The sequence below is a fragment of the Lysobacter solisilvae genome, assembly GCF_016613535.2.
In the GTDB taxonomy this organism is placed as follows: domain Bacteria; phylum Pseudomonadota; class Gammaproteobacteria; order Xanthomonadales; family Xanthomonadaceae; genus Agrilutibacter; species Agrilutibacter solisilvae.
The window spans coordinates 2315945-2341206 of sequence record NZ_CP071518.1; the positions used below are offsets into that span (position 1 = coordinate 2315945).

The 25262-nt window shown below is 68.8% G+C and carries 22 protein-coding genes; 8 read left to right on the plus strand and 14 right to left on the minus strand.

Annotated elements, in window-relative coordinates; all coding sequences use genetic code 11:
• The first annotated feature begins 10 nt into the window (after positions 1-10).
• On the plus strand, positions 11-961 hold the full coding sequence (gene secF / locus I8J32_RS10295) for a protein translocase subunit SecF (protein ID WP_200611747.1): 951 nt from the start codon (positions 11-13) through the stop codon (positions 959-961).
• 90 nt (positions 962-1051) lie between these two features.
• Here secF and I8J32_RS10300 read toward each other — a convergent pair whose 3' ends face one another.
• Positions 1052-1870, minus strand: a complete 819-nt coding sequence (locus tag I8J32_RS10300; RefSeq protein ID WP_200611749.1) for an inositol monophosphatase family protein — start codon at positions 1868-1870, stop codon at positions 1052-1054.
• Positions 1871-2047: 177 nt separating this feature from the next.
• Between I8J32_RS10300 and I8J32_RS10305 the strand changes: the two genes are divergently transcribed.
• The 3 genes from I8J32_RS10305 (at position 2048) to I8J32_RS10315 (ending at position 6063) form a co-directional block, all read left to right on the plus strand.
• Entirely contained in the window at positions 2048-2842 is a 795-nt protein-coding gene (locus I8J32_RS10305; RefSeq protein ID WP_200611752.1) for an RNA methyltransferase, read from the plus strand.
• Positions 2843-3014: 172 nt separating this feature from the next.
• Complete coding sequence (locus tag I8J32_RS10310) at positions 3015-3917, plus strand: phosphate/phosphite/phosphonate ABC transporter substrate-binding protein (RefSeq protein ID WP_200613072.1); 903 nt, start codon at positions 3015-3017, stop codon at positions 3915-3917.
• Positions 3918-3930: 13 nt separating this feature from the next.
• Positions 3931-6063: a putative bifunctional diguanylate cyclase/phosphodiesterase gene (locus I8J32_RS10315; protein ID WP_200611755.1), complete on the plus strand. Its 2133-nt coding sequence runs from the start codon at positions 3931-3933 to the stop codon at positions 6061-6063.
• A 43-nt stretch (positions 6064-6106) separates the two neighbouring features.
• Here the strand turns inward: I8J32_RS10315 and I8J32_RS10320 are convergent, their stop codons facing one another.
• Both I8J32_RS10320 and I8J32_RS10325 read right to left on the minus strand, forming a co-directional pair.
• Positions 6107-6745: an exopolysaccharide biosynthesis protein gene (locus tag I8J32_RS10320; protein WP_200611757.1), complete on the minus strand. Its 639-nt coding sequence runs from the start codon at positions 6743-6745 to the stop codon at positions 6107-6109.
• Positions 6729-8057, minus strand: coding sequence for a hemolysin family protein (locus I8J32_RS10325; RefSeq protein ID WP_200611759.1), 1329 nt, complete (start codon positions 8055-8057; stop codon positions 6729-6731). Before I8J32_RS10325 ends, I8J32_RS10320 begins: the two co-directional genes overlap by 17 nt.
• 337 nt (positions 8058-8394) lie before the next feature.
• Here I8J32_RS10325 and I8J32_RS10330 point away from each other — a divergent pair, with 337 nt between their 5' ends.
• Together I8J32_RS10330 and I8J32_RS10335 are read left to right on the plus strand one after the other, a co-directional pair.
• Entirely contained in the window at positions 8395-9021 is a 627-nt protein-coding gene (locus tag I8J32_RS10330; protein ID WP_200611761.1) for a DUF47 domain-containing protein, read from the plus strand.
• Positions 9022-9034: 13 nt separating this feature from the next.
• Positions 9035-10162 carry an inorganic phosphate transporter gene (locus I8J32_RS10335; protein ID WP_200611763.1) on the plus strand — a complete coding sequence of 376 codons (1128 nt, stop codon included), beginning with the start codon at positions 9035-9037 and terminating at the stop codon, positions 10160-10162.
• A gap of 86 nt (positions 10163-10248) precedes the next feature.
• On the opposite strand, the gene I8J32_RS10340 is transcribed toward I8J32_RS10335, so the two are convergent.
• Positions 10249-10659 (minus strand): type III secretion system chaperone family protein, encoded by a 411-nt coding sequence (locus I8J32_RS10340; RefSeq protein ID WP_200611766.1) that lies wholly within the window; start codon positions 10657-10659, stop codon positions 10249-10251.
• A gap of 76 nt (positions 10660-10735) precedes the next feature.
• Between I8J32_RS10340 and I8J32_RS10345 the strand changes: the two genes are divergently transcribed.
• Together I8J32_RS10345 and I8J32_RS10350 are read left to right on the plus strand one after the other, a co-directional pair.
• Positions 10736-11125 (plus strand): MGMT family protein, encoded by a 390-nt coding sequence (locus tag I8J32_RS10345; RefSeq protein WP_200611770.1) that lies wholly within the window; start codon positions 10736-10738, stop codon positions 11123-11125.
• Positions 11126-11185: 60 nt separating this feature from the next.
• On the plus strand, positions 11186-11842 hold the full coding sequence (locus tag I8J32_RS10350) for a rhomboid family intramembrane serine protease (protein WP_200613074.1): 657 nt from the start codon (positions 11186-11188) through the stop codon (positions 11840-11842).
• 127 nt (positions 11843-11969) lie between these two features.
• Here I8J32_RS10350 and I8J32_RS10355 read toward each other — a convergent pair whose 3' ends face one another.
• The 10 genes from I8J32_RS10355 to I8J32_RS10400 all read right to left on the minus strand — a co-directional run bounded on the left by I8J32_RS10355 (position 11970) and on the right by I8J32_RS10400 (position 25051).
• Positions 11970-14003, minus strand: coding sequence for a M13 family metallopeptidase (locus tag I8J32_RS10355; protein WP_200611773.1), 2034 nt, complete (start codon positions 14001-14003; stop codon positions 11970-11972).
• A 233-nt stretch (positions 14004-14236) separates the two neighbouring features.
• On the minus strand, positions 14237-16354 hold the full coding sequence (locus tag I8J32_RS10360) for a M13 family metallopeptidase (protein WP_245156299.1): 2118 nt from the start codon (positions 16352-16354) through the stop codon (positions 14237-14239).
• Positions 16355-16679: 325 nt separating this feature from the next.
• Positions 16680-17150, minus strand: coding sequence for a group II truncated hemoglobin (locus I8J32_RS10365; protein WP_200611775.1), 471 nt, complete (start codon positions 17148-17150; stop codon positions 16680-16682).
• A gap of 97 nt (positions 17151-17247) precedes the next feature.
• On the minus strand, positions 17248-17640 hold the full coding sequence (locus I8J32_RS10370; RefSeq protein WP_200611777.1) for a DUF1801 domain-containing protein: 393 nt from the start codon (positions 17638-17640) through the stop codon (positions 17248-17250).
• 92 nt (positions 17641-17732) lie between these two features.
• Positions 17733-18095, minus strand: a complete 363-nt coding sequence (locus I8J32_RS10375) for a gamma-glutamylcyclotransferase family protein (protein ID WP_200611779.1) — start codon at positions 18093-18095, stop codon at positions 17733-17735.
• Between the two features lie 266 nt (positions 18096-18361).
• The gene (locus tag I8J32_RS10380; protein WP_245156300.1) at positions 18362-20182 is read right to left on the minus strand and encodes a DUF885 domain-containing protein; all 1821 of its coding nucleotides are present in this window, start codon (positions 20180-20182) and stop codon (positions 18362-18364) included.
• A gap of 198 nt (positions 20183-20380) precedes the next feature.
• Positions 20381-21160, minus strand: a complete 780-nt coding sequence (locus tag I8J32_RS10385; RefSeq protein WP_245156508.1) for a queuosine precursor transporter — start codon at positions 21158-21160, stop codon at positions 20381-20383.
• 284 nt (positions 21161-21444) lie between these two features.
• Positions 21445-22128, minus strand: a complete 684-nt coding sequence (locus I8J32_RS10390; protein WP_207526553.1) for a DUF502 domain-containing protein — start codon at positions 22126-22128, stop codon at positions 21445-21447.
• Between the two features lie 189 nt (positions 22129-22317).
• Positions 22318-24315, minus strand: coding sequence for a bifunctional serine/threonine-protein kinase/formylglycine-generating enzyme family protein (locus I8J32_RS10395; protein WP_200611787.1), 1998 nt, complete (start codon positions 24313-24315; stop codon positions 22318-22320).
• A 259-nt stretch (positions 24316-24574) separates the two neighbouring features.
• Positions 24575-25051, minus strand: coding sequence for a DUF4442 domain-containing protein (locus I8J32_RS10400; RefSeq protein ID WP_200611789.1), 477 nt, complete (start codon positions 25049-25051; stop codon positions 24575-24577).
• Positions 25052-25262: the final 211 nt, after the last annotated feature.

Consider the following 25262-nt stretch of genomic DNA (forward strand, 5'->3'; position numbering starts at 1 on the left):
GAACGCAGACATGAAACCCTTCAACGTGTTCCCCTACGGCAGCACCATCAACTTCATGCGCCTGCGCATGGTTTCGTTGATCGTCGCCGGTGCCCTGATGTTCGCCGCCATCGGTGCGATCGCGATCAACGGCTTCAACTTCGCGCTCGACTTCACCGGCGGCATCGGCGTCGAACTGCGAATGGACAAGCCGGTCGACATCGAGGTCGCGCGTGACCGCCTGGCCAAGGCCGGTTACTCCCATGCCCAGGTGCAGACCCTGGGCGCCGGTACCGACCTGCTCGTGCGCCTGCAGCACGAAGGCAAGGGCGGCGCCGAGCAGGCCGCCAGCGTCGGTGAGCAGGTCCGCAAGGCCGTGGCCTCGCCGGACAACCCGGCCACGCTGCGCAGCAGCGCGGAGATCAGCGCCCAGGTCGGCAAGGAGCTGGCGATCAACGGCATCTGGGCACTGGTGTTCGTGGTCGTGGGATTCCTGATCTACATCTCGTTCCGCTTCCAGGCCAAGTTCGCCGCCGCGGCGATCATCACCACCCTGCACGACGTGGTCGTGGTGGTGGGCTGGTTCGCGCTGACCGGCCACGAGTTCAACCTGACCGTGCTGGCGGGCGTGCTGTCGGTTATGGGTTACTCGATCAACGACACCATCGTGGTGTTCGACCGCGTCCGCGAGAATTTCCGCACGATGCGCGCCGAGCCGACCGCCGTGCTGAACGCCTCCATCAACCAGACGCTGTCGCGCACGGTGATCACCTCGTTCGTGGCCTTCCTCACCGTGCTGGCGCTGTATCTGTTCGGCGGCGAGTCCCTGCGCGGTATGGCCGAGGCGCAGATCGTCGGCATCGTGCTGGGTACGCTGTCCTCGATCTTCGTCGCCTGCCCGCTGCTGCTGTGGTTCGGTACGACCAAGCAGGACCTGATGCCCAAGGCCCGCGACGAGGCGGAGCTGGCGCGCCGTCCGTAACGGTCGCCAGTCTCCAAAGAAGAAGGCCGCGCACTGCGCGGCCTTTTTTTTATTGTCCTCCGCTGCCGCAGGGGGCAGGGGAGGCGAGGCTCAGTCCAGCGCGGTCGCGTAGCCGGTCGCCACGATCTTGGCCTGCAGCGCGTCGCAGATCTTCAGGTTGCCCGCCACCACGTGGCGGCCTGCGATGCCGCGCGTGTCCATCGGCCCGGTGGAACGGCCGCGGTAGTCGACGACCTTGCCGCCCGCCTCGCGCACCAGCAGCACGCCGGCGGCGATGTCCCAGGGCTTCACCCCGGACTCGAAGTAGGCGTCGGCACGGCCGGCGGCGACATAGGCCAGGTCCAGCGCCGCCGAGCCGGTGCGGCGCACGTCTTCGGCCTCCAGCAGCAGGGCGTCCAGGCACTTGAGCTGGGCGCTGGCGTTCTTGCGCTCGCGCGGCGGGAAACCGGTGATCAGCAGGGAGCCGTTGAGGTCCTTGCGGTCGGCGACGCGGATACGCTTGTCGTTGAGCATGGCACCGCTGCCGCGGCTGGCGGTGAACAGGTCGTTGCGGAGCGGATCGAAGATGACGCCGTGGGTCGGCTCGCCGTTCTCCACCAGCGCGATGGAGACGCAGAAGTGCGGGAAGCCGCGCAGGTAATTGCTGGTGCCGTCGAGGGGGTCGATGACCCAGGTGTAATGGCCCTTGCCGGAGGCGCCGGTCTCTTCGCCGAGGATGGCGTAGTCGGGCGTGGCGCGGCGCAGTTCCTTGACGATGACGGCTTCGGCCTGCTCATCGACCTCGCTGGCGTAGTCCATCCGCTCCTTCTGCACGACGTTGAGGGCGTCGAGCTTGTGCATGTGGCGCAACAGCACGTTGCCGGCGGCGCGGGCGGCCTTGACCATGAGGGTGACGGCGGGTTTCTGCATGGCGATACGGCCTCTGGTTCGGGGCTGGGGACGGACTGACGGTGCGAAAGAACAGGCCGGCGCGGCAGGCGCGCGGGCCCCCGGGACCTGGGCGCGGGCCGTGCTACGGCTCCGTGCCCGCGGGCGGGGCCAATGGCCCGCCCGTCACCGGGGGCGCGGAGTTTACCATTGACCGGCATGACTACCGACCCAACCGATCTCCTTCTCCCCGATGCCGCCGCGGCCGCCAGCCGGATCCGCGTCGTCCTGGTGGGCACTCAGCACCCCGGCAACATCGGCTCGGCCGCCCGGGCGATCAAGACCATGGGCCTGTCGCGCCTGGTGCTGGTCGCCCCCGAGCGGGCGCCCGACAGCGAATCTGCCGCCCTCGCGGCCGGCGCCGACGACGTCCTGGCCGGCGCCGCGGTCTACCCGACCCTGGCCGAGGCCGTCGCCGACTGCCGGCTGGTGCTGGGCTGCACCGCGCGCAGCCGCCGGATCGCCCTGGAGGAGGTCGAGCCCCGGGTGGCCGGCGTCCGCGCCGTCGCCGAGGCGGCGGCGGGCACGGAAGTGGCGCTGGTGTTCGGGCGCGAGCGCACCGGACTGACCAACGACGAGTACGAGCTGTGCCACGTGGCCGTCCATATCCCGGCCAACCCCGAATACAGCTCGCTGAACCTGGCCATGGCGGTGCAGGTACTCAGCTACGAGATCCGGCTGGCGATGCTGGCGGCCGGGCCCGCCGCCCCCGCCGCGGATGATGAACGCCGCGAGCCGGCCTCGCACGGCCAGATGGAGGGCTTCTTCGCCCAGCTGGCCGAGACCCTCGACGCGATCGATTTCCACAAGGGGCGGGCCCCGGATTCGGCGATGCGCAAACTGCGCCGGCTGTTCCTGCGCGCCCAGCCCGACGAGCGCGAGGTGCGGATCCTGCGGGGGGTGCTGGCCGATGCCCAGCGCATGGCCCGGCTGGCGGGCGAGCGGGGCGGTTGAACCCCCGTCCGGGGGATGGCGCGGCAAGCCGTCACGAACCGCGCACCGCGTCCCCGTCGGCCGATTCCCCAGCCGCGCACTTTTGCATTAGTCTGCGGCGTCGTCTTGCCGTGAGTTCATGTTCTTGAGCTTCAGCCTGGCCGCGTCACCGCGCCGTTTCGCCATCCTCGGGATGGTCACGGCCCTGCTGGCGCTCTTCCTGTCCGTCCTGCCCACCCCGGCCCGCGCTGGCGATCCCGGCGTGCTGGTACTGGGCCGGATCAGCGACGACCCCAAGGCGCACTACGAACAGCTCAAGGCCCTGCTGGACTACGTCGTCCCGCGCATGAAGGACGTCGGGATCCGCGAGGGCAGGATCCTGATGGCCAAGGACGCCCAGCAGATGGCCAGCTACCTGCGCCGTGGCCGGGTGGACTGGGTCACTGAAACCGCGGGGACCGGCATGATGCTGCGCCAGCGCGCGGACGCGCAGACGCTGCTGCTGACCGAGCGCGACGGCACCAGTCATTACCGCGCGGTGTTCTTCGCCCGGGCCGACAGCGGGATCAACTCGCTCGACGACCTGCGCGGCCACAGCGTCGCCTTCCAGCGGCCGACTTCCACCAGCGCCTATTTCCTGCCCGCCACCGAACTGCTCGGCCGCGGCAACACGCTGGAACTGCTGCTCTCGCCCACCGACGAACTCGATTCCAGCGTGGTGGGCTACGTCTTCGCGCGCTCGGAGCTGAACATCGCCACCTGGGTGCACAAGAAACTCGTCGACGTCGGCGTGATGAGCAACCTGGACTGGGAAAACCCGCGCCGCGTGCCCACCGCGTTCCGCCGTGACCTGAAGATCATCGGCCAGACCGGCAACGTGCCGCGCGCGCTGGAACTGGTGCGCAAGGACCTGGATCCGAAAATCGAAGCCCGCCTGCGCGAGGTCCTGCTGCAGGCGGCGGCCGATCCCGACGCCGAGGAGGCGCTGCTGGGCTTCTTCAAGACCACGCGCTTCCTGGCGATCGACCCCGCTTCGCAGGAAGCGCTGGATCGCCTCGCCCAGGGCGTGGCACGCGTGCGCAGCGAAGTCGAATAGGGCTGGCGCGCGGATGAACCTACGCTACGGCCTTCAGGCCCGGTTTCTTGCGGTGATGGCGCTTGCCCTGCTGGTCGTCCTGGCGTTGATGACGCTGCTGTGGACCCGCCAGGAGCGCATGCAGGGCGAAGTCGAAGGCGTCAGCCGCGAGGCCATGGAGCGCGTGGCCGGGACCAGCCTGCGCCGCCAGGGCGAGGGCATGGTCAGCCAGCTGTCCGATTCGCTGGCCAACCCGCTGTACTACTTCGACCTGGACGCCATCGGCGTGCTCAGCCGCGCCACGCTCAACCAGCCTGGCATCCGCTACGTGCTGGTGTTCGACGCGCAGGGCAACATCCTGCACGACGGCAGCGAGGAGATTCCCAGTTACGGCAAGCGCATGGACGATGCGATGGCCTTCGACACCATCGCCGCCGAAAAGCTGATCACGCAGTTCGGCGAGGACCTGATGGACGTCGCCGCGCCGATCCGCATCGGCAACAAGCGCATCGGCGGCGTGCGGGTGGGCTTCGACCTGCGCGGCATGCGCAACGACCAGGACGCCGCGGTCGCCGACCTGCGCGGCCGCCTGGAAGAACTGGGGCGGCGCCAGCTGCTGTGGGTCTTCCTGCTCAGCGCCAGCCTGCTGGCCCTGGGCGTGGTGATGATCTGGCTGATCCAGCGCTCGCTGGTCCGGCCGATCCGCCAGCTGGCCGATGCCGCGCACGCGATCGAGCTGGGGCACTTCGAAACGGCCCGCACCCCGGTCAGCCACCGCAACGACGAAGTCGGCGACCTGCTGCGCGCGTTCTCACGCATGAGCACGTCGGTGGCCCGGCATGATCGCGAGATCCGCCGCATGGCCTACACCGACGCGCTGACCAGCTTGGCCAACCGCCTGGCGTTCCGCGAGACGCTGGACGAACGCCTGCTGCAGATGCAGGGCGCCGGGCGCCAGCTGGCCTTGCTGTTCGCCGACATCGACGACTTCAAGCGCGTCAACGACACCCTGGGCCATGACGCCGGCGACGAAGTGCTGCTGCAGTTCGCCCAGCGCATCCGCGACACCGTTTCGCGCATCGGCGGCAGCGCCGCGGCGCTGGCCCGCTTCGGCGGCGACGAATTCGTGATCCTCGTGGAGGCCGATGCGCAGGGCAACCGCGAGGTGCGCGAGGTCGCCAGCCGGCTGGCCGAAGCGCTGGTGCTGGAGCTGGGCCAGCCGATCACCGTGCACGAAAGGCAGGTGTTCCTGGGCACGTCGATCGGCATCACGCTGTTCCCGCAGGACGCCTCAGGCGCGAACACGCTGATGAAGAATGGCGACATCGCCATGTACCAGGCCAAGGTCGCGGGCAAGAACTGCTACCGCTTCTACAGCCGCGCGATGGACCAGGCCGTGGAACGGCGCGTGCACCTTGAGCACGAGCTGCGCGGCGCCTGGGACCGGGGCGAGCTGAGCCTGGTGTACCAGCCGCTGTTCCGCGTCAGCGACCACACGCTGGTCGGCGCGGAGGCGCTGCTGCGCTGGCAGCATCCCGACCACGGCATGATCGCGCCCTCGGTGTTCATCGACGTGGCCGAGCAGAGTGGCCTGATCGAGGTGCTCGGCCCGCAGGTACTGCGCGCGGCGTGCGAGGACGCGATGCAGTGGCGCGGAACGCGCGCCGAGCGCGAACCGCTGTTCGTCTCGGTCAACCTGTCTCCGCGCCAGCTGCGCGGCACCGACCTGCCCAGGCTGGTGGCCGAAGTGCTGCGCGACACCGGACTGCCGGCGCAGCAGCTGCACCTGGAGCTGACGGAAACGGCGGTGCTGAGCGATGAGTCCCAGGCCAGCGCGCTGCTGTCGGAGCTGCGCGCCACCGGCGTGCAGGTCTGGCTGGACGATTTCGGCACGGGGTTCTCCGGCCTGAGCCATCTGCGCCGCGTGCCCATCGACGGCGTCAAGATCGACCGCAGCTTCGTCGCCGACATCCTGCGCGACCCCGACGACCTGGCGCTGACCACGGCCATCATCGCCATGGCGCACTCGCTGGGCATCATCGTGATCGCCGAAGGCGTCGAGAAGGACGGCCAGTACGGCCTGCTGCGCGAACGCGGCTGCGACCTGGCCCAGGGTTACCTGCTGGGCCACCCGCTGCCCATGTCGGAGTTCATGGCGCTGCTCTAGGCGGTTGGAGGGCAATCGCCAGCACGCGCCGGCCAAACCGGCGTCAGTTCACCATGTCCAGCCAGCGCCCCAGCATCGTCGCCAGGCTGCCGGACAACACCCCGAACACTCCGATCGCCACCGCGCTGACCACCCAGGCCAGCACCATCAGGCGGCCGTCGCGTTCCAGCAGCGCCAGCGCGAACACCAGCAGCACCATCGCGAACAGCACGTTGGTGAACGGGATCGGCAGCGAAAGCAGCAGGCCCTGCAGGATCAGGTGCAGGCCGGTGAATGCGTTGGCCGCGCGATGATCCAGCAGCACCTGGGCGCGGGGTTTGACGAAGCGTTCCAGCCGGCCCAGCGACGGACTGATGCGATCGCGGAAGCGGCTCATGGCCCGCCGGTGTGGCCCGCGCCGGCCCAGCCAGCGTGGCAGCCACGGCCGGTGCAGCCCGAACAGGAGCTGCACCCCCACCAGGATGACCAGCGGTCCGCTGATCACGCCCGCCACCCCGGGGATCAGGGCGGTCGGGATCGACAGGAACAGCAGCATGCCGAACGCGCGCTCTTCCAGGTCGGCAAGCACCTCGTCCAGCTGGATGACCTGTTCGGGATCGCCCTCGGCGAAGTGCTCGAGCAAGGCCCGCGTGCCCGTCTCCTCGGGGCGCGGCGTCCGGCGATGCTCAGAACGCGGTGTCATCGCCGGTGCTTTCCTCTACGTGGTGCTTCTGCAGCAACAGCTTGTCGATGCGCGGCCCGTCCAGGTCCATCACCTCGATCTGCCAGGTGTTCCAGGCGAAATGCTCGCCCACGTGGGGGATGCGGCCGTAATGGGCGATGACCATGCCCGCCGCGGTGTGGAAGTCGTGCTCCTCCTCGCCCGGCAGGCGGCCGCCGCCGATCAGCTCGCGCAGTTCCTCCAGCGGCAGGGCGCCGTCGATCAGGAACGAGCCATCGCTGCGCTCGACCACCGGGGCCTCGAACTCCTCGTCCTCCGGTGGCGGCGTCGACAGGAAGCGTCCCATCACCGCGCCCATCAGGTCGTTGATGGTGACCAGGCCGGCCACGTCGCCATACTCGTCCACCACCAGGGCGAGCGAGAGCTGCTCTTCGCGGAAGATCTCCAGCAGCTTCAGCGCATGCGTGGATTCGGAAACGAACAGCGGCTCGCGCAGGTTCACCAGCAGGTCCGGGGTGGGTTCGCCCAGACGGTCGAGCAGGGTCTTGACCTCCAGCACGCCCAGTACGTCGCTGTCGCTGCCGCGGTAGACCGGGTAGCGCGAGAAGCCGTGCTCGCGCATCACCGCCAGGTTCTCCTCCGCGTCGGCTTCGGCATCCAGCCAGGCGATCCGCACGCGCGGCGTCATCAGGCTCTCGGCGGTGCGGTCGCCCAGGTTGAGCACCCGGTTCATCATCTTGCGTTCGTCGGCGTCGATGACGCCCTGCTCGTGGCTTTCGGTCACCAGCAGTCGGATTTCCTCTTCCGTGATGTCGGCGCGCGCGTCGTCCTTGATGCCCAGCAACCGCAGCACGCCGCGGTTGATCGCCCCGAGTGTGGCCACGATGGGCTTGGCGAAGCGGGACAGGTAGTACAGGGGCAGGGCCACGGCCGCGGCGATGCCCTCGGAATTGGTCAGGGCCAGGCGCTTGGGGATCAGTTCCCCGAAGATGACCGAGGCGGCGGTGATGATCGTGGCCGCGGTGGCGAAGCCGATCTTCTCGGCGTACTCGGCCGAGGCCGGCCAGGTGTCCAGCAGCCAGCCGGCGATGATCGGGCCAATGGCGTCTCCGCCCAGCATGCCGGCCAGCACGCCGATGCCGGTGATGCCGATCTGGACGGTGGACAGCAGGTTGTCGGGGTGCTCGGCCAGTTCCAATGCCTTGCGCGCCCCGCGGCTGGTCTCGGCCATCTGCTTGAGCCGCAGCTTGCGCGAGGTCATCAGCGCCATCTCCGACAGGGCGAAGAAGCCGTTGATGAGGATCAGGAGCAGCAGGATCAGCAGTTTGAACATGCGGCGCTCCAGGGCGACGGGTCCAGGCGTTCAAGGCCGGGAGCGGGAGCCGGACGGGTCGGGCAGGGCAGGAGGCGCAGCAGGAGCGCGTGGGCAGGTTCGTCGTCGTCCATGGATCTTGAGGCCGGGGGAAAAGCGCGGCCGATCTTAACAGGGCCTCCCGGAGGCGCTTGGCAAGATGGGCGCGCCGGGGGTGATGTCGATCAGCCCCGGCGACCCGCCGGGACCGGCGCTGATCCCGGCGTTGGGCGAATGGCCACGCAGCCGTCATAATCGCGCCGGTTCCAGCGGCCCTGCGGCCGCCACCCCAGACCGCAGCACTCGACGAGGCTCCCCCATGTTCTCCCTGCAAACCATCTTCGGCCAAGGCATGCAGTTCTATACGCTGCTCGAAGCGGCCGCGACGGCGGCCCACGACAGCACCAAGGCGCTGCATGCGATGTTGAAGGAGACTGCGCGCGCCCCGTCGCTGGATGCATTCAAGCTCGCCCGCCAGCGCGAACGCGAAGCCTCGGACAAGATCAGCCGGGAGCTGGTGAACAGCTTCATCACGCCGATCGAGCGCGAGGACATCGAGGCCCTGGGCTCGGCCCTGTACAAGATCCCCAAGCAGGTCGAGAAGTTCGCCGACCGCTACGCGATGGCGCTGAACCACCTGGACGGCATCGACTTCGCCCCGCGCGCGGCCATGCTGGAACAGGCCGCTTCGGTCGTCGTGGAGATGGTGCACGAGCTGCGCCACATGAAGCTGGAACGCATGAAGTCGCTCAACGACCGACTGCGTTCGATCGAGATGGAAGCCGATCGCCTCATGCTCGAGCTGTATCGCGACATCTACTCGGGCAAGCTCGACCACCTGCAGATGTTCCTGCTCAAGGAGTTCTTCGAAATACTGGAAAAGGCCATCGACCGCTGCCGCGAAGCCGGCGTGGTCGCCTACGAAATCGTGCTGAAGAACTCCTGAGCGGGGCCGGGCGATGCTCACCCTGGTCCTGATCGTGGTGTTGACCGCGCTGGTGTTCGAATACATCAACGGGTTCCACGACACCGCCAATTCCATCGCCACCGTCGTGGCCACCAAGGTGCTGACCCCCTTCCAGGCCGTGTGCCTGGCCGCGGGCATGAACCTGGTCGGCGCGATGTGGGGCACCGCCGTGGCCAAGACGGTGGCATCCGGCATCATCGACTCCGGCGTGGTCGATGTGTCCTCGCAGCTGATCCTGTGCGCCCTGCTGGGCGGCATCACCTGGAACCTCATCACCTGGGCCCTGGGCCTGCCGTCCTCCTCCTCGCACGCCCTGATCGGCGGCCTGTGCGGTGCGGCCTTCGCCGCGGCCTCCAACGACTTCGGCGCCATCATCTGGTCCGAAGCCAAGGACCCGATCTGGAAGAGCGGCGGCGTGCTGTGGAAGGTCGTCGTGCCGATGCTCACCTCGCCGCTGCTGGGCTTCCTGACCGGCCTGGTGGTGATGGGCGTGCTCTTCGCGATCATCTCGGGCATGGCCGCCAGCGGCGGCGTGCTGCGCCGGCTCGCGCGGCCCCGCTGGGTGAACTCGTTCTTCGGCAAGGCGCAGATCGTCAGCGCGGCCGGCATGGGCTTCGCGCACGGTTCCAACGACGCCCAGAAGACGATGGGCATCATCGCCCTGACCCTGGTGGCCGCCCAGGCCGACGGCACGCTGTCGAACCTGCCGGGCTGGCTGGCCTTCCTGCACCCCTCGCAGCAGGCCATCGACAACAACGACATCGACCTGTGGATCAAGCTCACCTGCGCGGTGGTGATGGCCGCCGGCACCGCCGCGGGCGGCTGGCGCATCATCAAGACGCTGGGCCACAAGCTGGTCAAGCTGCACCCCATCCACGGGTTCGCCGCCGAGACCAGCGCCGCGTCGGTGATCCTGCTGGCCTCCAGCCTGGGCATCCCGGTGTCGACCACCCACAACATCTCCTCGGCGATCATGGGCGTGGGCGTGGCCAAGCGCTTCAATTCGATCAAGTGGACCGTGGTGGAGAAGATGATCTGGGCGTGGATCCTCACCATCCCGGCGGCAGGCGGCTTCGCCTACCTGTTCTTCCGGCTGTTCAAGGCCGCGGGCTGGGTGTAGCCCGGCGCAAGCGGGCGCCGGCCCGGAAGCAAAAAGAAAAGGCCCGCATCGCGGGCCTTTTTCATTGCGTGGTGCTGCGCGGGGCGTCAGAACAGATCGCCGCCGGCCGACATCATCCGCTCCATCCGGTCACCCAGTCCGCCGATCTCCAGGATCAGGCGATCGACCTCGGCGGCATCCAGGCCTTCGTACGGGCGGTTCTCCACCAGCTGCAGGTAGGGCACGCCATCCAGGTCGCCGATGGCCAGGTAGCCGACCACGCTCTGCCAGTTGAAGGCCAGCGCGCGCTTGGCGTCCATGCCGGTGGTGGGGGCGATCGCGGTGCTCACGCGCAGGTAGGGACGCCCGTCGTCGTCGTCCAGCTCGGAGAGGAACAACGACTGGTGCCGCGTACCCTTCTCCAGCGACAGCTCGATGCAGATGACGTCCTCGTCGTGCATCTTGGAGTTGTAGCCGGTCGTGTTGATGTGGCGGCGGATCGATTCGAAATTGCGCACCGGGGGCTCCCTGCGTTGCGTCTGGCGGTGATTCACGCGCCCGGCGGGGGCCGGAGCACGCCGCTATGCTACCGCGATGGACGCAGACACGAGCAAACGCATCCTCGCCGCGATCCGCGCGATTCCGCGAGGGGAAGTGGCCGGTTATGGCGAAGTCGCCCGCCGCGCGGGGCTGCCGGGACGCGCACGGCTGGTGGCCCGCCTGCTCAGCCAGAACGAGGATGCCCGCTTGCCCTGGCATCGCGTCCTGCGCTCGGACGGCCGCATCGCGTTTCCGGAAGGCTCCGCGCAATGGCGCGAACAGGCGGCGCGCCTGCGCAGCGAAGGCGTGCGGGTCGAGAACGGGCGTGTCCGCGGCCAGCGCGCCGCCGCGACGCCCGAGCAGGCGCTGGACGCCGCCCTCTGGGGCATGCCGCCGCCCGCGCCCGCGCCGGCGGCGCGCCGGCGCGGGCGTGCGGGTTCCTGATGTGGAGGAACGTGCACACCCACAGCCGCTAAGATGTCGGACCCCCGTCAGGTCGTCGCGATGTTCTCCCGCATCCCCCCGGTCACCCGCTACCTGCTGATCGCCAATCTCGTGGTCTTCGTCCTGCAGCTGGTGCTGGGCGAGGCGCTGAATGCGCTGATGCTCTGGCCGCTGGGTTCAGCAGACCATGGCGCGCCGGGATTCTGGCCCTGGCAGCTGGTCACCTACGCCTTCCTGCACGCCCCGGACAATCCGCTGCACCTGGCCTTCAACATGCTGGCCCTGGTGATGTTCGGCGCCCAGGTGGAGCATGTGTGGAAGACGAAGCGCTATGCCACGTACTACTTCGTGAGCGTGGTGGGCGCGGCGCTGTGCCAGCTGGCCGTGGCCTGGCTGACGATGTCGCAGGGCGTGCCTGCCTATCCCGTGCTGGGGGCATCGGGCGGCATTTTCGGGCTGCTGCTCGCCTACGGCGTGCTGTTCCCCAACCAGCGGGTGATGCTGCTGTTCCCGCCGATCCCGATGAAGGCGCGCACGCTGGTCATCCTGTACGCCGCGGTGGAGCTGCTGCTGGGGCTCAACGGCTGGCAGCCCGGCGTGGCGCATTTCGCCCACCTGGGCGGCATGCTGTTCGGGTGGCTGCTGATCCTCTACTGGCGCCGTCCGCGCCCGCCCCGCACACCGCCGCGACGCCGCCACCTGCGCAGCGTGAACTGAGGCCACGGGCGTTCCGCGCGGCTCGATGCCGCGCAGGCGGTAACGCAGATGCTTGAAGCCGCACGCGGCAGGCCGGACGACAGCGCCGACCCTGCCGTCCCGGCTGATGTTCCCGTCCTGATTGGGCTTACATCGAGGTGGCGGGCCCCGGCCACAGCGTCACGCGCTGGTCGGCCTTGGCCTGCATCGCGGCCCCGGCCTTGCACCCGAATGCTTCGCCGAATCCGGACTGGTTGATCAGCGGCGCGTTGGCGCGCCACTGGCCCGGTGGGTGCACGCCGCTGGCGGCCAGGGTCGTCGCGGCTTCGCGGGTGAGCAGCTGCGGCCACAGGCGCGCCCAGCCGGTGTAGAAGTTCTGCCGGGCTTCCTGCGCCGGGTTGGACTGGGTTGCGTTGAAGGCGGCCCACGCCAGCTCCACGCCGGCCTGGTCGGCGATGGCGACATCGCGCACCTGGGTGCCATTGACCTTCGGCCCGCCCGCCATCGGCACCGGGTAGGCGCCGTACTGCGAAGCCACGCGCCCGGCCAGCGTGTCCCACGCGGCGGTTTCGCTGGGTGTCCACCAGTCGCGGAACTCCGCCTTGGCATCGACGAAGCGGCCCTTGTTGTCGATGGCATGGTGCAGTTCGCGCCCGACCAGCGCGCCGAAGCTGCCGTACTGCGACGCGGTGTCCTGGGACAGGTCGAACACCGGCGCCTGCAGGACCGCCGCGGTGACGATCAGCCGGTTCTGCGTGATGTCATAGCTCAGCGCCGGCTGCTGCGGCAGCACGTCCCAGCGCCGGTCCGCGTTGCCACGGCCGATGCGCTTCATTTCCTCGCGGTGGTGCCAGGTGGATGCGATGAGCATGTTGCTGCCGAAACTGCCGCGGCCCATCGGCTGCACGGTGTAGTCCAGGTCGCGGCGCGGCGCGCCGACCTCGATCTTCAGCGCCTCCAGCTTGGCCTTGGCCTCCGTGCGGGCCTGCGGGCCCAGCCGCGGGTCGGTGTCGATCGAATTGGCCAGCGCGGTGCGCACGTTCGCGGCGATTTCCTGCGCGCGCGCGCGGCTGGTGTCGGGCAGGTAGCGGGCGACGTACTCGCGGGCCAGCATCGGCCCGGCGGCCTGGTTGATCGCGTCGAGCACGGCGTACTGGCGCAGGACCGGCAGGCGCTGGCCGCCCAGCAGCCGGCCGCGGAATTCGAAATTCGGTTCGCGCCACGCGCGCGACAGGTACGGCGCCATTGCATCGCCCACGCGCCAGCGCAGGTAGGTCTTCCACTGCGCCGGCTTGAGCTGGCTCACCAGCACGTTGAGCTGCGCGAACAGTTCGGGGTTGGCGATCGACACGGCGTCGTCCTTCACGCCCTGGGCCTTGAGGAACTCGGCCAGCTGCAGGTTGCGGTAGGTCTTGCCCAGCGTGTCGACGGGGACGGCGGCGTAGTTGCGGCGCGGATCGCGCAGGTCCACCAGCGGACGGCTGAACTGGGCGATGCGCGTTTCCAGTTCGATCGCCTGCTGTGCCTGCGCGGCGGCCTCGGCCTGGGGCACGCCGGTCAGGACGAGGATCTTCTGCATGTAGCCGTTGTAGCGGCCCACCAGGTCGCGCGTGGGCGCGTCGGTGCGGGTGTAGTAGGCGGGGTCGGGCAGGCCCAGGCCGCCCTGGCTGAAGTAGCCGATATGGCGGTCCAGGTCATTGAGGTCGACATCGGCGCCGAAGTTGAACGCCACCGGGATGCCCACCTGGTGCAGGGCGGCGATCGCGGCCGCGACGTCCTTGGGCTTCTTGATCGCATCGATGCGGGCCAGCAGCGGCGCGATCGGCGCGGCGCCGTCGCGCTCGACCGCCGCTTCGTCCAGGCCGCTGGCCCAGAAGTCGCCCAGCAGCTTCTGCACGTTGCCCTGCGGCGCGCTCATCGAGGCGTTGAGCAGGTCCAGCTGCTGCTGGCGCGCGCGGTCGTTGAGCTGCTCCATCGCCGAAAGCGCGGGCACGCCCGGCAGCAGCGCGTTGACCTTGAACCAGCCGGCGTTCGCGTGGGCGTAGAAATCGGTGCAGGCGGCGGAGACGGCAGCCGGCTTGGCCTTGGCGCGCTTCTTCTTCTGGGCCAGGGCGTCGGGCGCGGCCAGGCCGGCAACGAGGGCAAGGATGAGGGCGCAGGCAAGCGGCTTGGCGTGGGGCATTCGCAAAATCCCGGTGCGTGCGACCGCGGGGGCGGTCGCCAGGGTCGAGGTGCGCATGGAGCGCGCCCGAGTGTAACAAGCGTGCTCGCCCGTCCGGCATGAAGGCGCGGGGCGGGGCGGGCGCGGCGCACAAAAAAACGAAGGCCCGGACGACGAGGTGCCGGGCCTTCGGGGCGGCCGCCTTCACGCGGCCATTGCACGGGGTCAGCGCCGGGGCGCTGACGCGTGACGCATTACCAGATCACGACCTGCTGGTCCTGCGCACGCACCATCGGAGAGCCCGCCTTGCACGAGAACGCGGTGGCGAACGCGGGCAGGTTCGACGGCGCGCCGATCGCGCGCTGCGGCGCGGGGGCGTGTTCGTCGCTGGCCACGCGCACCTTCAGCGCTTCGGGCGTGTAGCTGGTGCGCCAGATCGTCGCGTAGTTCAGGAAGAATCGCTGGTCGCGGGTGAAGCCGTCGATCATCGGATCGGGCTTGCCCTCGGTGGCCTTCTTCATCGCGTCGTAGGCCGTCGCCACGCCGCCCAGGTCGGCGATGTTCTCGCCCAGGGTCAGCTTGCCGTTGACCTTCATGCCAGGCGCGGCTTCGTAGTCGTTGAACTGCTGGATCAGCTTGTCGGTGCGCGACGAGAAGCCCTTGGCGTCGGCGTCGGTCCACCAGTTGGAGAAGTTGCCCTTGGAATCGAAGCGGCTGCCCTGGTCGTCGTAACCGTGCGTCATCTCGTGGCCGATCACCGCGCCGATGCCGCCGTAGTTGACCGCGTCGTCGCCCTTGGGATCGAAGAACGGCGGCTGCAGGATCGCGGCCGGGAACACGACCTCGTTGAGCGAGGGGTTGTAGTAGGCATTGACCATCTGCGGCGGCATGCCCCATTCGGTTCGGTCGACCGGCTTGCCGATCTTGCCCAGCTGCCACTTGTAGTTGAACTCGTTGGCGGCCAGCACGTTGCCGATGTAGCTGTCGCGCGAGGTCGACAGGCCGTTCCAGTCACGCCACTTGTCCGGGTAGCCGATCTTCGGCATGAAGGTGGACCACTTTTCCAGCGCCTTCTTCTTGGTCTCGTCGCTCATCCACGCCAGGTTCTCGATGCGGGTCTTGAGCGAGGCGCTGAGGTTCTTGACCAGTTCCTCCATGCGCGCCTTGGATTCGGGCGGGAAGGCCACCTTCACGTACAGCTGGCCCATGGCCTCGCCGACGTTGTTCTGGATCGTGTCCAGCGTGCGCTTGCCGCGCTCCTTGAGCTCGCGCTGGCCGTACAGCTGCTTGCCGTAGAACTCGTAGTTCTGCTGCACGAATGCATCGCTCAGGTACGGCGAGGCGGCGTCGACGAGGCGGAAGCGCAGGTAGGTCTTCCACTGCTCGGCCGGCACGTCGGCCAGCATCTTGCTGACTTCCGAGTGGAAACCGGGGATGCCCAGCGAGAACATCTTCGGCGCCTCGACACCCTGGGACTCGAAGAACTTCGTCCACGGGAAGTTCGGCGAGATCTTGTCGGCATCAGCCAGGCTGACCGGGTTGTAGTACAGCGAGACGTCGCGCGACATGTCTTCGTTGGACTTGGACGCCTTGGCCAGGCGGGTCTCGAAGGCCATCACGTCCTTGGCCTGCTTGGCCGCGTCGGCCGCCGGCACGCCGGACAGCTCGAGCACCTTGGCGACGTGGCCCACGAATTGCTTGCGCTTGTCGGCCTTGTCGGCGTCGAAGTAGTACACCTTGTCCGGCAGGCTCAGGCCGCCCTCGAAGGCCGACGCGATGTTCATCGTCGAGTCCTTGAAGTCGGCCTGCGGGCCGAAGCCGAACAGGTTGTTCTCGCCCTTGAGCGCGGTCTGGCGCAGGTATTCGGCGATGGTGTCCTTGTCGCTGAGCGCGTCGATCTCCGCCAGGCGGCTCTTCAGCGGTTCGATGCCCTGGGCGTTGATCTTCGCCTCGTCCATGCCGGTGGAATAGAAGTCACCGACGATCTTCTCCACGCCGGTGGCGCCGGTCCTGGCGGCGACCTGCTCGGCCAGCTGGCGCTGCACGGCCTTGGAGCGCTCGTCGAGCACGGAGAACGAACCCCAGGTGCTGCGGTCGCCCGGCACCGGGTTGGCGGCGAGCCACTTGCCGTTGACGTAGCCACCGAAGTCGGTGCAGACGTCCTTGGACGGATCGAGGTCGTCCTTGGTGAAACGGGTGGCGGCCAGCAGCTTGCTCTCGTCGAGGGTCAGCGCATCGGCGGCGGCAACGGTTGCGGGTTTGGCCGCATCGGCGGAAGCCTTGCCCTCATCCTTGGAGCAGGCGCCCAGGGCGGCGGTGATGGCGAGGGTCAGCAGCAGCGCGGCCGGCTTGGCGGTCTTGTTGAAGGTCACTTCGGGCTCCGGGGCTCGGATGGATAAGAGCGGATGGGTAAGACGGATGAGGGGTGGGACGCGGTCAGGCGAGGAAGGACAGTCCCCGGCCCATGGGGACGAGCGCCGACCTTAGCCCGGCCGTGGAACCGGCGCGGGTGTAGAAAGTCATCGCCGCCGCGGCCGGGTGGGCACAATGGGCCTGCAGAGCCCGTCACACGGGGCTTTGATGGGCCTTGGCGTGTTCGCCGGCGGGCAGGACGTCGGCGTTCATCTTTGCCGGGGGGCGGCAGAAGTCGCTGTTCAGGAGCGCTCGGGCCTGGCGGGGCGCGCGGCGGCTCGTGGCTCAGGCCACGTACGGACCCTTCACCTCGCCCCAGCCCCACTGCGGCATCGGGGCGTCCTCGTCCACCGTGGCGCCCGGCTGCGAATTGATCACGGCCAGGCGGGAACCCCATTCCAGGTAGCCGACCAGCGCCGACCGGAATTCGGGGTCGTCAGGCATGCCCAGATCGTCCGCGGTCTCCAGCAGGAGGGCGACCCAGCGCCGCCGCCTGGCCTGGTCCAGGTGGCGGTTGAGATGCTGCCGGATCATGTGCGGATGGCCGCCGTGCTGGCTCGAATACAGGCTCGGGCCACCCAGCACCTCGGCCAGGAAGGCCGCGACGTGACGCGGGTGCGCGGCGTCCATGTGCGCGAACACCGGCCCGAGCAACGCATCGGTGCGCACGCGCTCGTAGAACCTGTTCGTCAGCCGTTCCAGTGCATCGATGCCGCCCAGCCATTGGTAGAGCGTGGGAACTTCATTGTCTGGCATGGGGATCTTCCCTGGTGGGTTGGTGGCGAGCACCGGCCTGCATCGCTGCGGGGGCGCGAGCGTGGTCCAGTGGATACAGGCCGGGCATGCGCAAGGGTCAGTCCGCCTTCGCTACGGAAGTCGGATCGCCCAGGCGCTGGTTGAGTTCGATCGCGGCCTTTACCAGGCGGCGCGCCCCGGCCGCGCTGATCGTGTCGCCCTCGTTGAGCGCCAGGGTGGCCATCTCGTACTTGCCGCCGGGCTTGAGCCGCGTTTCCAGTTCCACGAGGCGACGCCCGCGCCAGAAGCCGAACAGCACGCGATGCGCCTCGGCGCGGATCAGCAGCACGGGGCCATGGCAGAAATAGACCAGGTGTCCCCACTTGATGCGCTCTTCAAGCGGCCCGGCCGCGAGGGTCGATCTGCGCAGCGCTTCCACCCGCGTCCGCTGCCAGCCGGCGAGCGATTCCACGTAGGCATCAGGCGACGCGGCGGGCGGGGTCTTCTGCATCGGCGAAGCCTACATCCCCAGTCCGTCCCGGCGCCTGTGCATCGGGCGACGGAGCCGCGCGCCGGTCCACGGCCCGCAGCGCGCGCGAGGCCTCAACCGGCGCCCGAGGGACCGTCGGCGTCGGCGGTTCCGCTCAACGCATAGACATGGGCATCCACGCGCGAGCCGTCGTGCAACGTGACCGTGATCGGGACACGTTCGTAGCCCTCGCCCTCGAATTCGTCCAGGCGGATCCAGTGTCCGGCCAGGGCCGGCGAAGTGAAGAGCAGGCCGTCGACCTCAGACCCCTGCTCGTCGGGAATCAGGCCCGGGTAGCCCGCGGCCGCGCCCCAGCCCTGCGCAAGCAGCGTGCCGCGCGCGGTGGCCGGCTGCCAGCTGCCCGGCAGGTCCGCCAGGACATGCGCGTTCTGCCGTCCGGGCGCGAGGGTTCCGTAGACGAAGAGCCGATCAGTCACGCGGCCCCCGGTCGTCCGCGCCAAGGTCGACCGGGGCGGACCTCCTGCCAGTGGTGTTCACGCTCATGGGCCTGGCACCTCCCTGCCTTCCGTGTTCAGCGAGTCGACGCCGCGCCGGCTGGACACGCGCGCAAGGGCGTCTGCGCTGACTCTACGCCCTGGACGGCCGCGTTGCGCAAGGCCCGGCAGGCCAAGCCGGCGGCGCGCACCGGGCGCAAAAGAAAAGGGCCGGCATGGCCGGCCCTTTTCGAAAAAACACCAGGCGATCAGCCCTTCTTGCTCGCGATCCAGCGGTCGATCTTGCCTTCCAGCACCGACAGCGGGACGGCGCCGTCCTTCAGCACTTCGGCGTGGAACTCGCGGACGTCGAACTTGTTGCCCAGTTCGCGTTCGGCGCGGTCGCGCAGTTCCTGGATCTTCAGCTCGCCGATCTTGTAGGCCAGCGCCTGGCCCGGCCAGGCGATGTAACGCTCGGCTTCGGCGGTGGACTGGGTTTCGCTTTCGGCGGAGTTGTCGAGCATGTACTTGATGACCTGCTCGCGCGACCAGTTCTTGCTGTGCAGGCCGGTGTCCACGACCAGGCGGATGGCGCGCCACAGCTCGTTCTGCAGGTAGCCGAAGTAGTCGTACGGATCGGTGTAGACGCCCAGGTCGCGGCCCAGCGACTCGGCGTACAAACCCCAGCCTTCGGCGAACGCGGTCTCGCCGCCGAAACGCCGGAACTTGGGCAGGTTGGTCAGCTCCTGCTGCAGCGCGATCTGGAAGTGGTGGCCGGGGATGGCCTCGTGCAGGTAGAGGTCCTCGGCATCCCAGGTCTTGCGCGTGGGCAGGTCGAAGGTGTTGACGTAGAAGATGCCGGGGCGGCTGCCGTCCTCGTTGGGCGGGTAGTACTGGCCGCCGGCCGCGGACTGCGCGCGGTACGGTTCGACCGGGCGGATCTCGAACGGCGACTTGGGAATCAGCGAGAACTGCTCGGGGATCTTCTTGTTGATCTTCGCTTCCAGCGCGCGGTAGTGCGTGAGCAGCGCCGCCTCGTCCTTGAAGCTGAAGCGCGGGTCGGTCTGCAGGAACTTGAAGAACTCCTGCATCGTGCCCTTGAAGCCGACCTGCTTCATGACCTTGCCGATCTCGCCATGGATGCGGGCGACCTCGTCCAGGCCGATCTGGTGGATTTCCGCCGGCGTCTTGTCGGTGGTGGTGCTCTGCGCGGCGCTGAACGCATACCAGGCCTGGCCGTTGGGCAGCTTGTCCAGGCCGTAGGTCGCGCGCGTGGCGGGGAGGTATTCGTCGACGAGGTAGCTGCGCAGTTCGCGGTAGGCCGGCAGGATCTCGTCGGCGATCATGGCGCGATACTCGCGCGTCAGGCGCTCCTTGTCGGCGGCGGAGAACTCGGCCGGCATCTGCGAGATCGGGCCCCAGAACAGCGTGTCCTCGGGCTTGTCCTTGATCAGCGCATCCAGCTGCGGCGTCACCTTTACCATCAGCGCGCGCGGCTGCACGACGCCCTGCTTGACGCCTTCGCGCATGTTGGCGATGGCGGTGTCGAACAGCTGCGGCAGGCGGTGGCCGCGCTTGAGCCAGTTGTCGTAGTCCTTGACGGTCTTGAACGGCTGCGGGCCCGTGCCCGAACCCAGCATCACCGCGAAGCTGGCCATCGACTGCATCTGGTTGACCGGCATCATCCAGTCGGGGAACTGCTCGGCTTCCAGCGCTTCCTTCGCGTCGGTGACGAAGATCTCGTAGCTGAGCAGGTCCTGGCCGGACAGGCCGGACGGGCCGACGGCCTCGACCTTCTTCAGCCACTTGTCGGTGAAGTCGTGGACCTGCTTGCGGTACTGCGCCGAGCCGAAGTCGGGCAGCTGGTCGTTGTAGCGCGGGTCGCCCTGGAAGGTGGCGCTGATCGGGTTGAGCTTGAGGTTCTCTTCCCAGAACTCTTCGTACATCGCGTTCAAGCGGGCCGCCTTGGCCTGGTCGCTCTGGGCGGCCCCACCGTGGTTGGCGTGCGATTCGGCGGCAAGGGCAGGCGCGGCGCCGGCGGCGAGGGTGAGGGCAAGGGCGAGGGCGAGGGCGAGCGGACGCAAGGTCATGGGCGGGTCCTGGACATTCCTGTCGTTGGGGAGCCCGAGCATCGCCGATTGCCGCCGGCCGCGCACCTTGTCGGAAGTCATGGTCCGCGCGACCGCCTTCACGCCCGCGGCAGGCCACGGGCCCGCGGGCGTGCGGGAGACCGGGATGCGCGTCCTGCGGGAGCGCCTTGCAGGCGCGTCCTGCGGCGGAAAGTCAGCTCAGGCGGCGGCTTCGTCGCGCAGCTGGCGCGCCCGCGCGGCGCCCAGGTAGCCGGTGATGAAGCGGCGCATGAGGTAGATCAGCGGGATCATCGCCACCGCGGCCAGCATCTTGTAGCCGTAGTTCACCGTGCTCACCGCCAGGAACAGCGAGGTGGGCCAATGCTGCGGGCCCAGCACGAAGGCGATGTAGAGCACGACGAAGCTGTCGACCAGCTGCGACACGGCGGTCGAGCCGGTGGCGCGCAACCACACGAACCGTTCGCCGGTGGCGCTGCGGATGCGGTGGAAGACCGCCACGTCGATCAGCTGGCCCAGCATGAAGGCCACCAGCGATCCGGCGATGGTCCACAGGCCCTGGCCGAACACGGCCGCGAACGCAGCCTGGTAGTCGGGCACGCCCTGCGCCTGTGCGGCCTGCACCCACCAGCCGGCTGGCGCCAGCGCGATGGCGGCGAAGGCGAACAGGAAGCCGTACACGATCAGCGCCGCCGCCAGCCAGGAGATCGCGCGCACGCCGCGGCGCCCGTAGAACTCGTTGACCACGTCGGTCATCAGGAACACCACCGGCCACAGCAGCGTGCCGGCGGTGAAGCTCATCGAGCCCTGCTGCCCGAACAGGTTCCACTGCAGCGGCGCGATGCCCAGCGTGTCCTCCAGCGCGAAGATCTTGACCCCGATGAACTCGGCCAGCACCGCGTTGCAGCAGAAGAACGCCGCCAGCGCGATGAAGAGGCGGACGGCGCGGTCTTCGAGCAGGCGGGTGGGGGCGGGGGCGATGGCGATGGCAGGCGTGGGGGGCGGCGTGCTGTCGTTCACGGGGCGCGGTCCTGGGTGGCGTTGCTGGATTGAAGCGGCGCAAGTGTAAATGGCGTCGCTGGCCATGCCGCCTGTGGCTTTGGCGCGATCACCTCTTGCGGGGCGGGGATTTGCGTTGAAAAGCCGTCGCAGCTTGATGTCGGCGGCCGCCCGCGCGGCATTATTTTCTCGGCGCTTCAGTTCAATCGCGGCTGGGTACGTTGGAAAGCCGTCGCAGCTTGATATCGACGGCCGCCCGCGCGGCATCATTTCTTCGGCGCTTCACTTTTTTCGTGGGCGGGAGGGGAGAACGGGATTGAATCGGGGGATACCGCGCCACCGGAAATGATGAAGCTCATCGCCTCGTCCACCGTCCAGTCGGTCGGCGTGATCAGTTCCACCGGCACGATCTCCAGGTAGCCGGAGGTCGGGTTGGGCGTGGTCGGCACGTAGACGGCCGCCAGCTCGCGTCCGGTGCCCTGTTCGCGCAGGACACGGGTGACGAAGCCGATCGACTTCATCTGCGTGTGCGGGAAGTCGATCAGCACCACGCGCTGCGTCCCGTCGGGCTTGGTCTGCAGGATGTCCAGCAACTGGCGTGCGCTGCCGTAGATGGTGTTGGCCAGCGGGATGCGCTTGATCAGGGCCTCGAACCAGCGCAGCAGCTGCTGCCCGATCACCGCGCGCGCCATCACGCCGGAAAGCAGGATCACGCCCACCGTCGCCAACAGGGCCAGTGCGGTCTGGACCCACGGCTGGACCAGCCAGCCCAGCGCGGCGGGCGAGGTGGCCGCCAGGTTCTGCAGCAGCGGGCCGATCACCGGCCGGCTGGTGTCCGAAAGCAGGACGAAGACGAATTTCACCACGACCCAGGTCAGCCAGATCGGCAGCAGGGTCAGCAGACCGGTGAGGAAGAGCTTCTGGAAACTGGGGCGGGCAGGCGTGAGCATGCGGGCATTGTAGTGGCCCGGGCCCCGGCTTCATCGCGGTGGGGCTGACGCTGTCCGCGGGAGCATGCGCATTGGGAACGTCCGGGCGGCCCGCAAACCTCTCGATCTCCTGCCGCGACCGCAGTCGCCGCCACGATCGCGGGCAGTGCCCGCAATCGCCATCACGATCGCGGGCAAACGCTCACAGCATCACAGGTCGCGCACCAGGCGGAAGCCCACGTCGTCGTAGCCGCGATTGGCCAGCAGGCTGCGCTGGGCCTGCTTGCTGCGCCAGGACGCGCCGCTGGTCTTGCGTTTGCTGCAGTCGCCGGCGCAGTCGCGCAGCCACAGCGCCACGGCTTTCCCGGACGTGCCGGAAGCCGCGGTCTGCTGCGCCTCGGTGGCGTTGGGCAAGCGCCATTTCTGGCCGGTCTGCTGGCTCAGCCAGTGGGCGTACGCCTCGGCGTCCTGCAGGGACACGCAGACCACCGGTTCGCCTTCCTTCTGGTCGAAGCCGGGCGAACGCCAGTCGCGCGGCGCGAGCACGCGCAGCAGCGAAGCGCGTTCCCGGCACAGCGTGGAGGTGCGGCCGCTGGCGTTGGCGAAGCGGGCATATTCGGCGCGCGTCACCGGCTTGCGGTTGATCGCCACCGCGCCGCCGCGCGGTCCCTCGCTCAGCACGCCGCCACCGGGCAGCGGCTGGCCGGCGCGCGGGAACGCGTGGGCCTGCTTGTCGAAGGCCTGCCCGAGTGCGGGCAGCTCGAAGTCGCGGGCCAGTTGCGCCGCGGCCAGGGCGGCGGTGCGGTCGAAGCGCTTGGCGGCCTCGTCGAAGCGGGCCTTCACCGCGGACTGCGTGGAGTCGCGCAGCGCCAGGTAGGCCGGTGCGTTGACCGTGCCGGTCTGCTGGGCCAGGGAGGTCGCCATCGCGTTGATCTCGCGGGCGCGGGCATCGTTGCCGCTGCGCAGGTTCTCGGCGATCGCCTTGCCAAGCGCCTGGGTGAGTTCACCGATCACCGCCTGCACGTCGGCGTCGGTGGCGTCGGCGTTCCAGGCCTCCAGCACGCTGGCGTAGGCGTTGCCCTCGACCGGAAGCGTGAGGCGGCCCGCGCCGATATGTTCCCGCGCCGCCGCGACCGGACGGCGTGCGGGCGACTCGGGAAGCGGCTTGAGCATCTGCGCGGTGACATCGTCGTGCACCTGCGGCGACGCATCGACGGAGACGGGTGAGTCGATGGCGCTGCGCTGGGCGATGTACTGCACGCCCAGCGCGACCACGCCGAACACCGCCAGCATCGCGCCGGCCACCCACACCGGGCGGGCGTACTGCTGCAGCGGCGCCAGGCGCGCGAAGCGGTCGCGCAGCGCCGGCATCATGCTGCGCTGGGTGACCGAATCCATGCTGGCGCGCATCTGCGCCGCATCCTGGAAACGCTGCGCCGGTTGCTTGGCCAGCGCGCGGTTCATGAAGCCCTGCCAATGCGACAGGTGGGCGGGCAGTTTCGGGATCGGGTCCTGCGCGTGCATCACCGCCATCGACAGCGCGTCCTGCGCCTCGAAGGGCAGCTTGCCCGTCAGCATTTCCCAGATCAGCACGCCCAGCGCGTACAGGTCCGCGCGGCCATCGACGACCTCGCCGCGCGCCTGCTCGGGCGCCATGTAGGCGGTGCTGCCGACGGCCAGGCCGGTGGCGGTCATCCGCGCGCCGCCCCAGTCCTTGCGCAGGGCGATGCCGAAGTCGGCCAGCAAGGGGCGATCGGAATCGTCGAACAGGACGTTCTCGGCCTTGACGTCGCGATGGACGATGTTGCGCGCGTGCGCATAGCCCAGGACGGACAGCAGGATGGCCGCGATCTCGACGGCGCGGCGCTCGCTCTTGGCGTAGTTGCGCTGGCCCAGGTGGCCGCGCGACATGTAGGGCATCGCGTAGTACGGCAGGCCCTCGTGGGTGCGGCCGACTTCGTAGATGCGCACGACATGGGGGTGTTCCAGGCGCGCGATGGTGCGCACCTCGTTCTCGAAGCGGCGACGGCTGACCTCGTCGCCCAGCGCCTGCGGCGACATGACCTTGATCGCGACGTCGCGTCCCAGCGCGTGCTGGCGGCCCAGGTACACCGTGGACATGCCGCCGTCGTTGAGCTTGCGCAGCAGCCGGTAGCCGGTGATTTCCGGCAACGGCACACCGTCGTCGTGTAGCGGCTGTTCGACCATGATTCCGCGCCCCCTGTTGCGGAGCGCCCAATATACCCCGGTGCGACCGGGCGCATTGCGCATTGCGCGCGCAGCGGGATGTCGGGAACGTGAACTGCGTCGTGTCCTGTTTTTTGCGCGAGGCAAAAGGGTGCGCGCCGCGTCAGGAACTGACGCTGGAGGGAGGTTTTGGCAGTGCCGTGAAGTATGGTCCGGCCACGCATTGCGCAGTGCAGCGCGGACAGCCGGTGCCCGATGGGAAGGCCGCTACTCGCTTTGGTCAGGCGGTGGCCGGCTGCCGCTCGCGCTTGCGCCGCACGTAGATCTGCTTGCGCACGCGCGCGACGACTTCGCCCGCGGCGTCCACCACGTCGGTCTCGAACCAGCGCAGGTGCTTGCCGCCATCTGCGGTCTGCGCGCGGATGTCGTCGAGCACGGCGTCGTCCAGCGCGAAGTCCGCGCGCACCGTGCCGCGGCCGGGCTTGAGGAATTCGATCGAACCGGCCTGGTCCCAGACGATGTAGTCGCGGCCCAGCGACTTGAGGGTGAGGAACATCCAGAACGGGTCGGTCATGGCGAACAGGCTGCCGCCGAAGTGGGTGCCGACGTAGTTGCGGTTCCAGGGGCGCATGCGCAGCACGACCCGCGCCCGCCGCCAGTCCTTCGCGATCGCCTCGACGTGGATGCCGGCGAACAGGAACGGCGGCCACAGGTTGAGGACGCGGCGGATGCCGGTGGCGGAAATCGAGGCTTTCATCGGGCGAACCGGGGGTGGGGTGGGGGCGTGCGAAGGATCGCCATACGGGGGCGTATCGTCAAGGCCGGAATGGATTTCCGGAACACCTGGGAGGCTTCGGGAAGACCTAGGAGGCTTCGGGAAGACCTGGGAGGCTTCCGGAAGGCCTGGGAGGCTTCGGGAAGGCCTGGGAGGCTTCCGGAAGACCCGGGAGGCTTCGGGAAGACCAAAA

Bases quoted from the DNA above. Each gene is read 5' to 3' on its own strand.
- secF (WP_200611747.1), top strand. From the start codon at position 11: ATGAAACCCTTCAACGTGTTCCCCTACGGCAGCACCATCAACTTCATG.
- I8J32_RS10300 (WP_200611749.1), bottom strand. From the start codon at position 1,870: ATGCAGAAACCCGCCGTCACCCTCATGGTCAAGGCCGCCCGCGCCGCC.
- I8J32_RS10305 (WP_200611752.1), top strand. From the start codon at position 2,048: ATGACTACCGACCCAACCGATCTCCTTCTCCCCGATGCCGCCGCGGCC.
- I8J32_RS10310 (WP_200613072.1), top strand. From the start codon at position 3,015: ATGGTCACGGCCCTGCTGGCGCTCTTCCTGTCCGTCCTGCCCACCCCG.
- I8J32_RS10315 (WP_200611755.1), top strand. From the start codon at position 3,931: ATGAACCTACGCTACGGCCTTCAGGCCCGGTTTCTTGCGGTGATGGCG.
- I8J32_RS10320 (WP_200611757.1), bottom strand. From the start codon at position 6,745: ATGACACCGCGTTCTGAGCATCGCCGGACGCCGCGCCCCGAGGAGACG.
- I8J32_RS10325 (WP_200611759.1), bottom strand. From the start codon at position 8,057: ATGTTCAAACTGCTGATCCTGCTGCTCCTGATCCTCATCAACGGCTTC.
- I8J32_RS10330 (WP_200611761.1), top strand. From the start codon at position 8,395: ATGTTCTCCCTGCAAACCATCTTCGGCCAAGGCATGCAGTTCTATACG.
- I8J32_RS10335 (WP_200611763.1), top strand. From the start codon at position 9,035: ATGCTCACCCTGGTCCTGATCGTGGTGTTGACCGCGCTGGTGTTCGAA.
- I8J32_RS10345 (WP_200611770.1), top strand. From the start codon at position 10,736: ATGGACGCAGACACGAGCAAACGCATCCTCGCCGCGATCCGCGCGATT.
- I8J32_RS10350 (WP_200613074.1), top strand. From the start codon at position 11,186: ATGTTCTCCCGCATCCCCCCGGTCACCCGCTACCTGCTGATCGCCAAT.
- I8J32_RS10355 (WP_200611773.1), bottom strand. From the start codon at position 14,003: ATGCCCCACGCCAAGCCGCTTGCCTGCGCCCTCATCCTTGCCCTCGTT.
- I8J32_RS10365 (WP_200611775.1), bottom strand. From the start codon at position 17,150: ATGCCAGACAATGAAGTTCCCACGCTCTACCAATGGCTGGGCGGCATC.
- I8J32_RS10370 (WP_200611777.1), bottom strand. From the start codon at position 17,640: ATGCAGAAGACCCCGCCCGCCGCGTCGCCTGATGCCTACGTGGAATCG.
- I8J32_RS10380 (WP_245156300.1), bottom strand. From the start codon at position 20,182: ATGACCTTGCGTCCGCTCGCCCTCGCCCTCGCCCTTGCCCTCACCCTC.
- I8J32_RS10390 (WP_207526553.1), bottom strand. From the start codon at position 22,128: ATGCTCACGCCTGCCCGCCCCAGTTTCCAGAAGCTCTTCCTCACCGGT.
- I8J32_RS10395 (WP_200611787.1), bottom strand. From the start codon at position 24,315: ATGGTCGAACAGCCGCTACACGACGACGGTGTGCCGTTGCCGGAAATC.
- I8J32_RS10400 (WP_200611789.1), bottom strand. From the start codon at position 25,051: ATGAAAGCCTCGATTTCCGCCACCGGCATCCGCCGCGTCCTCAACCTG.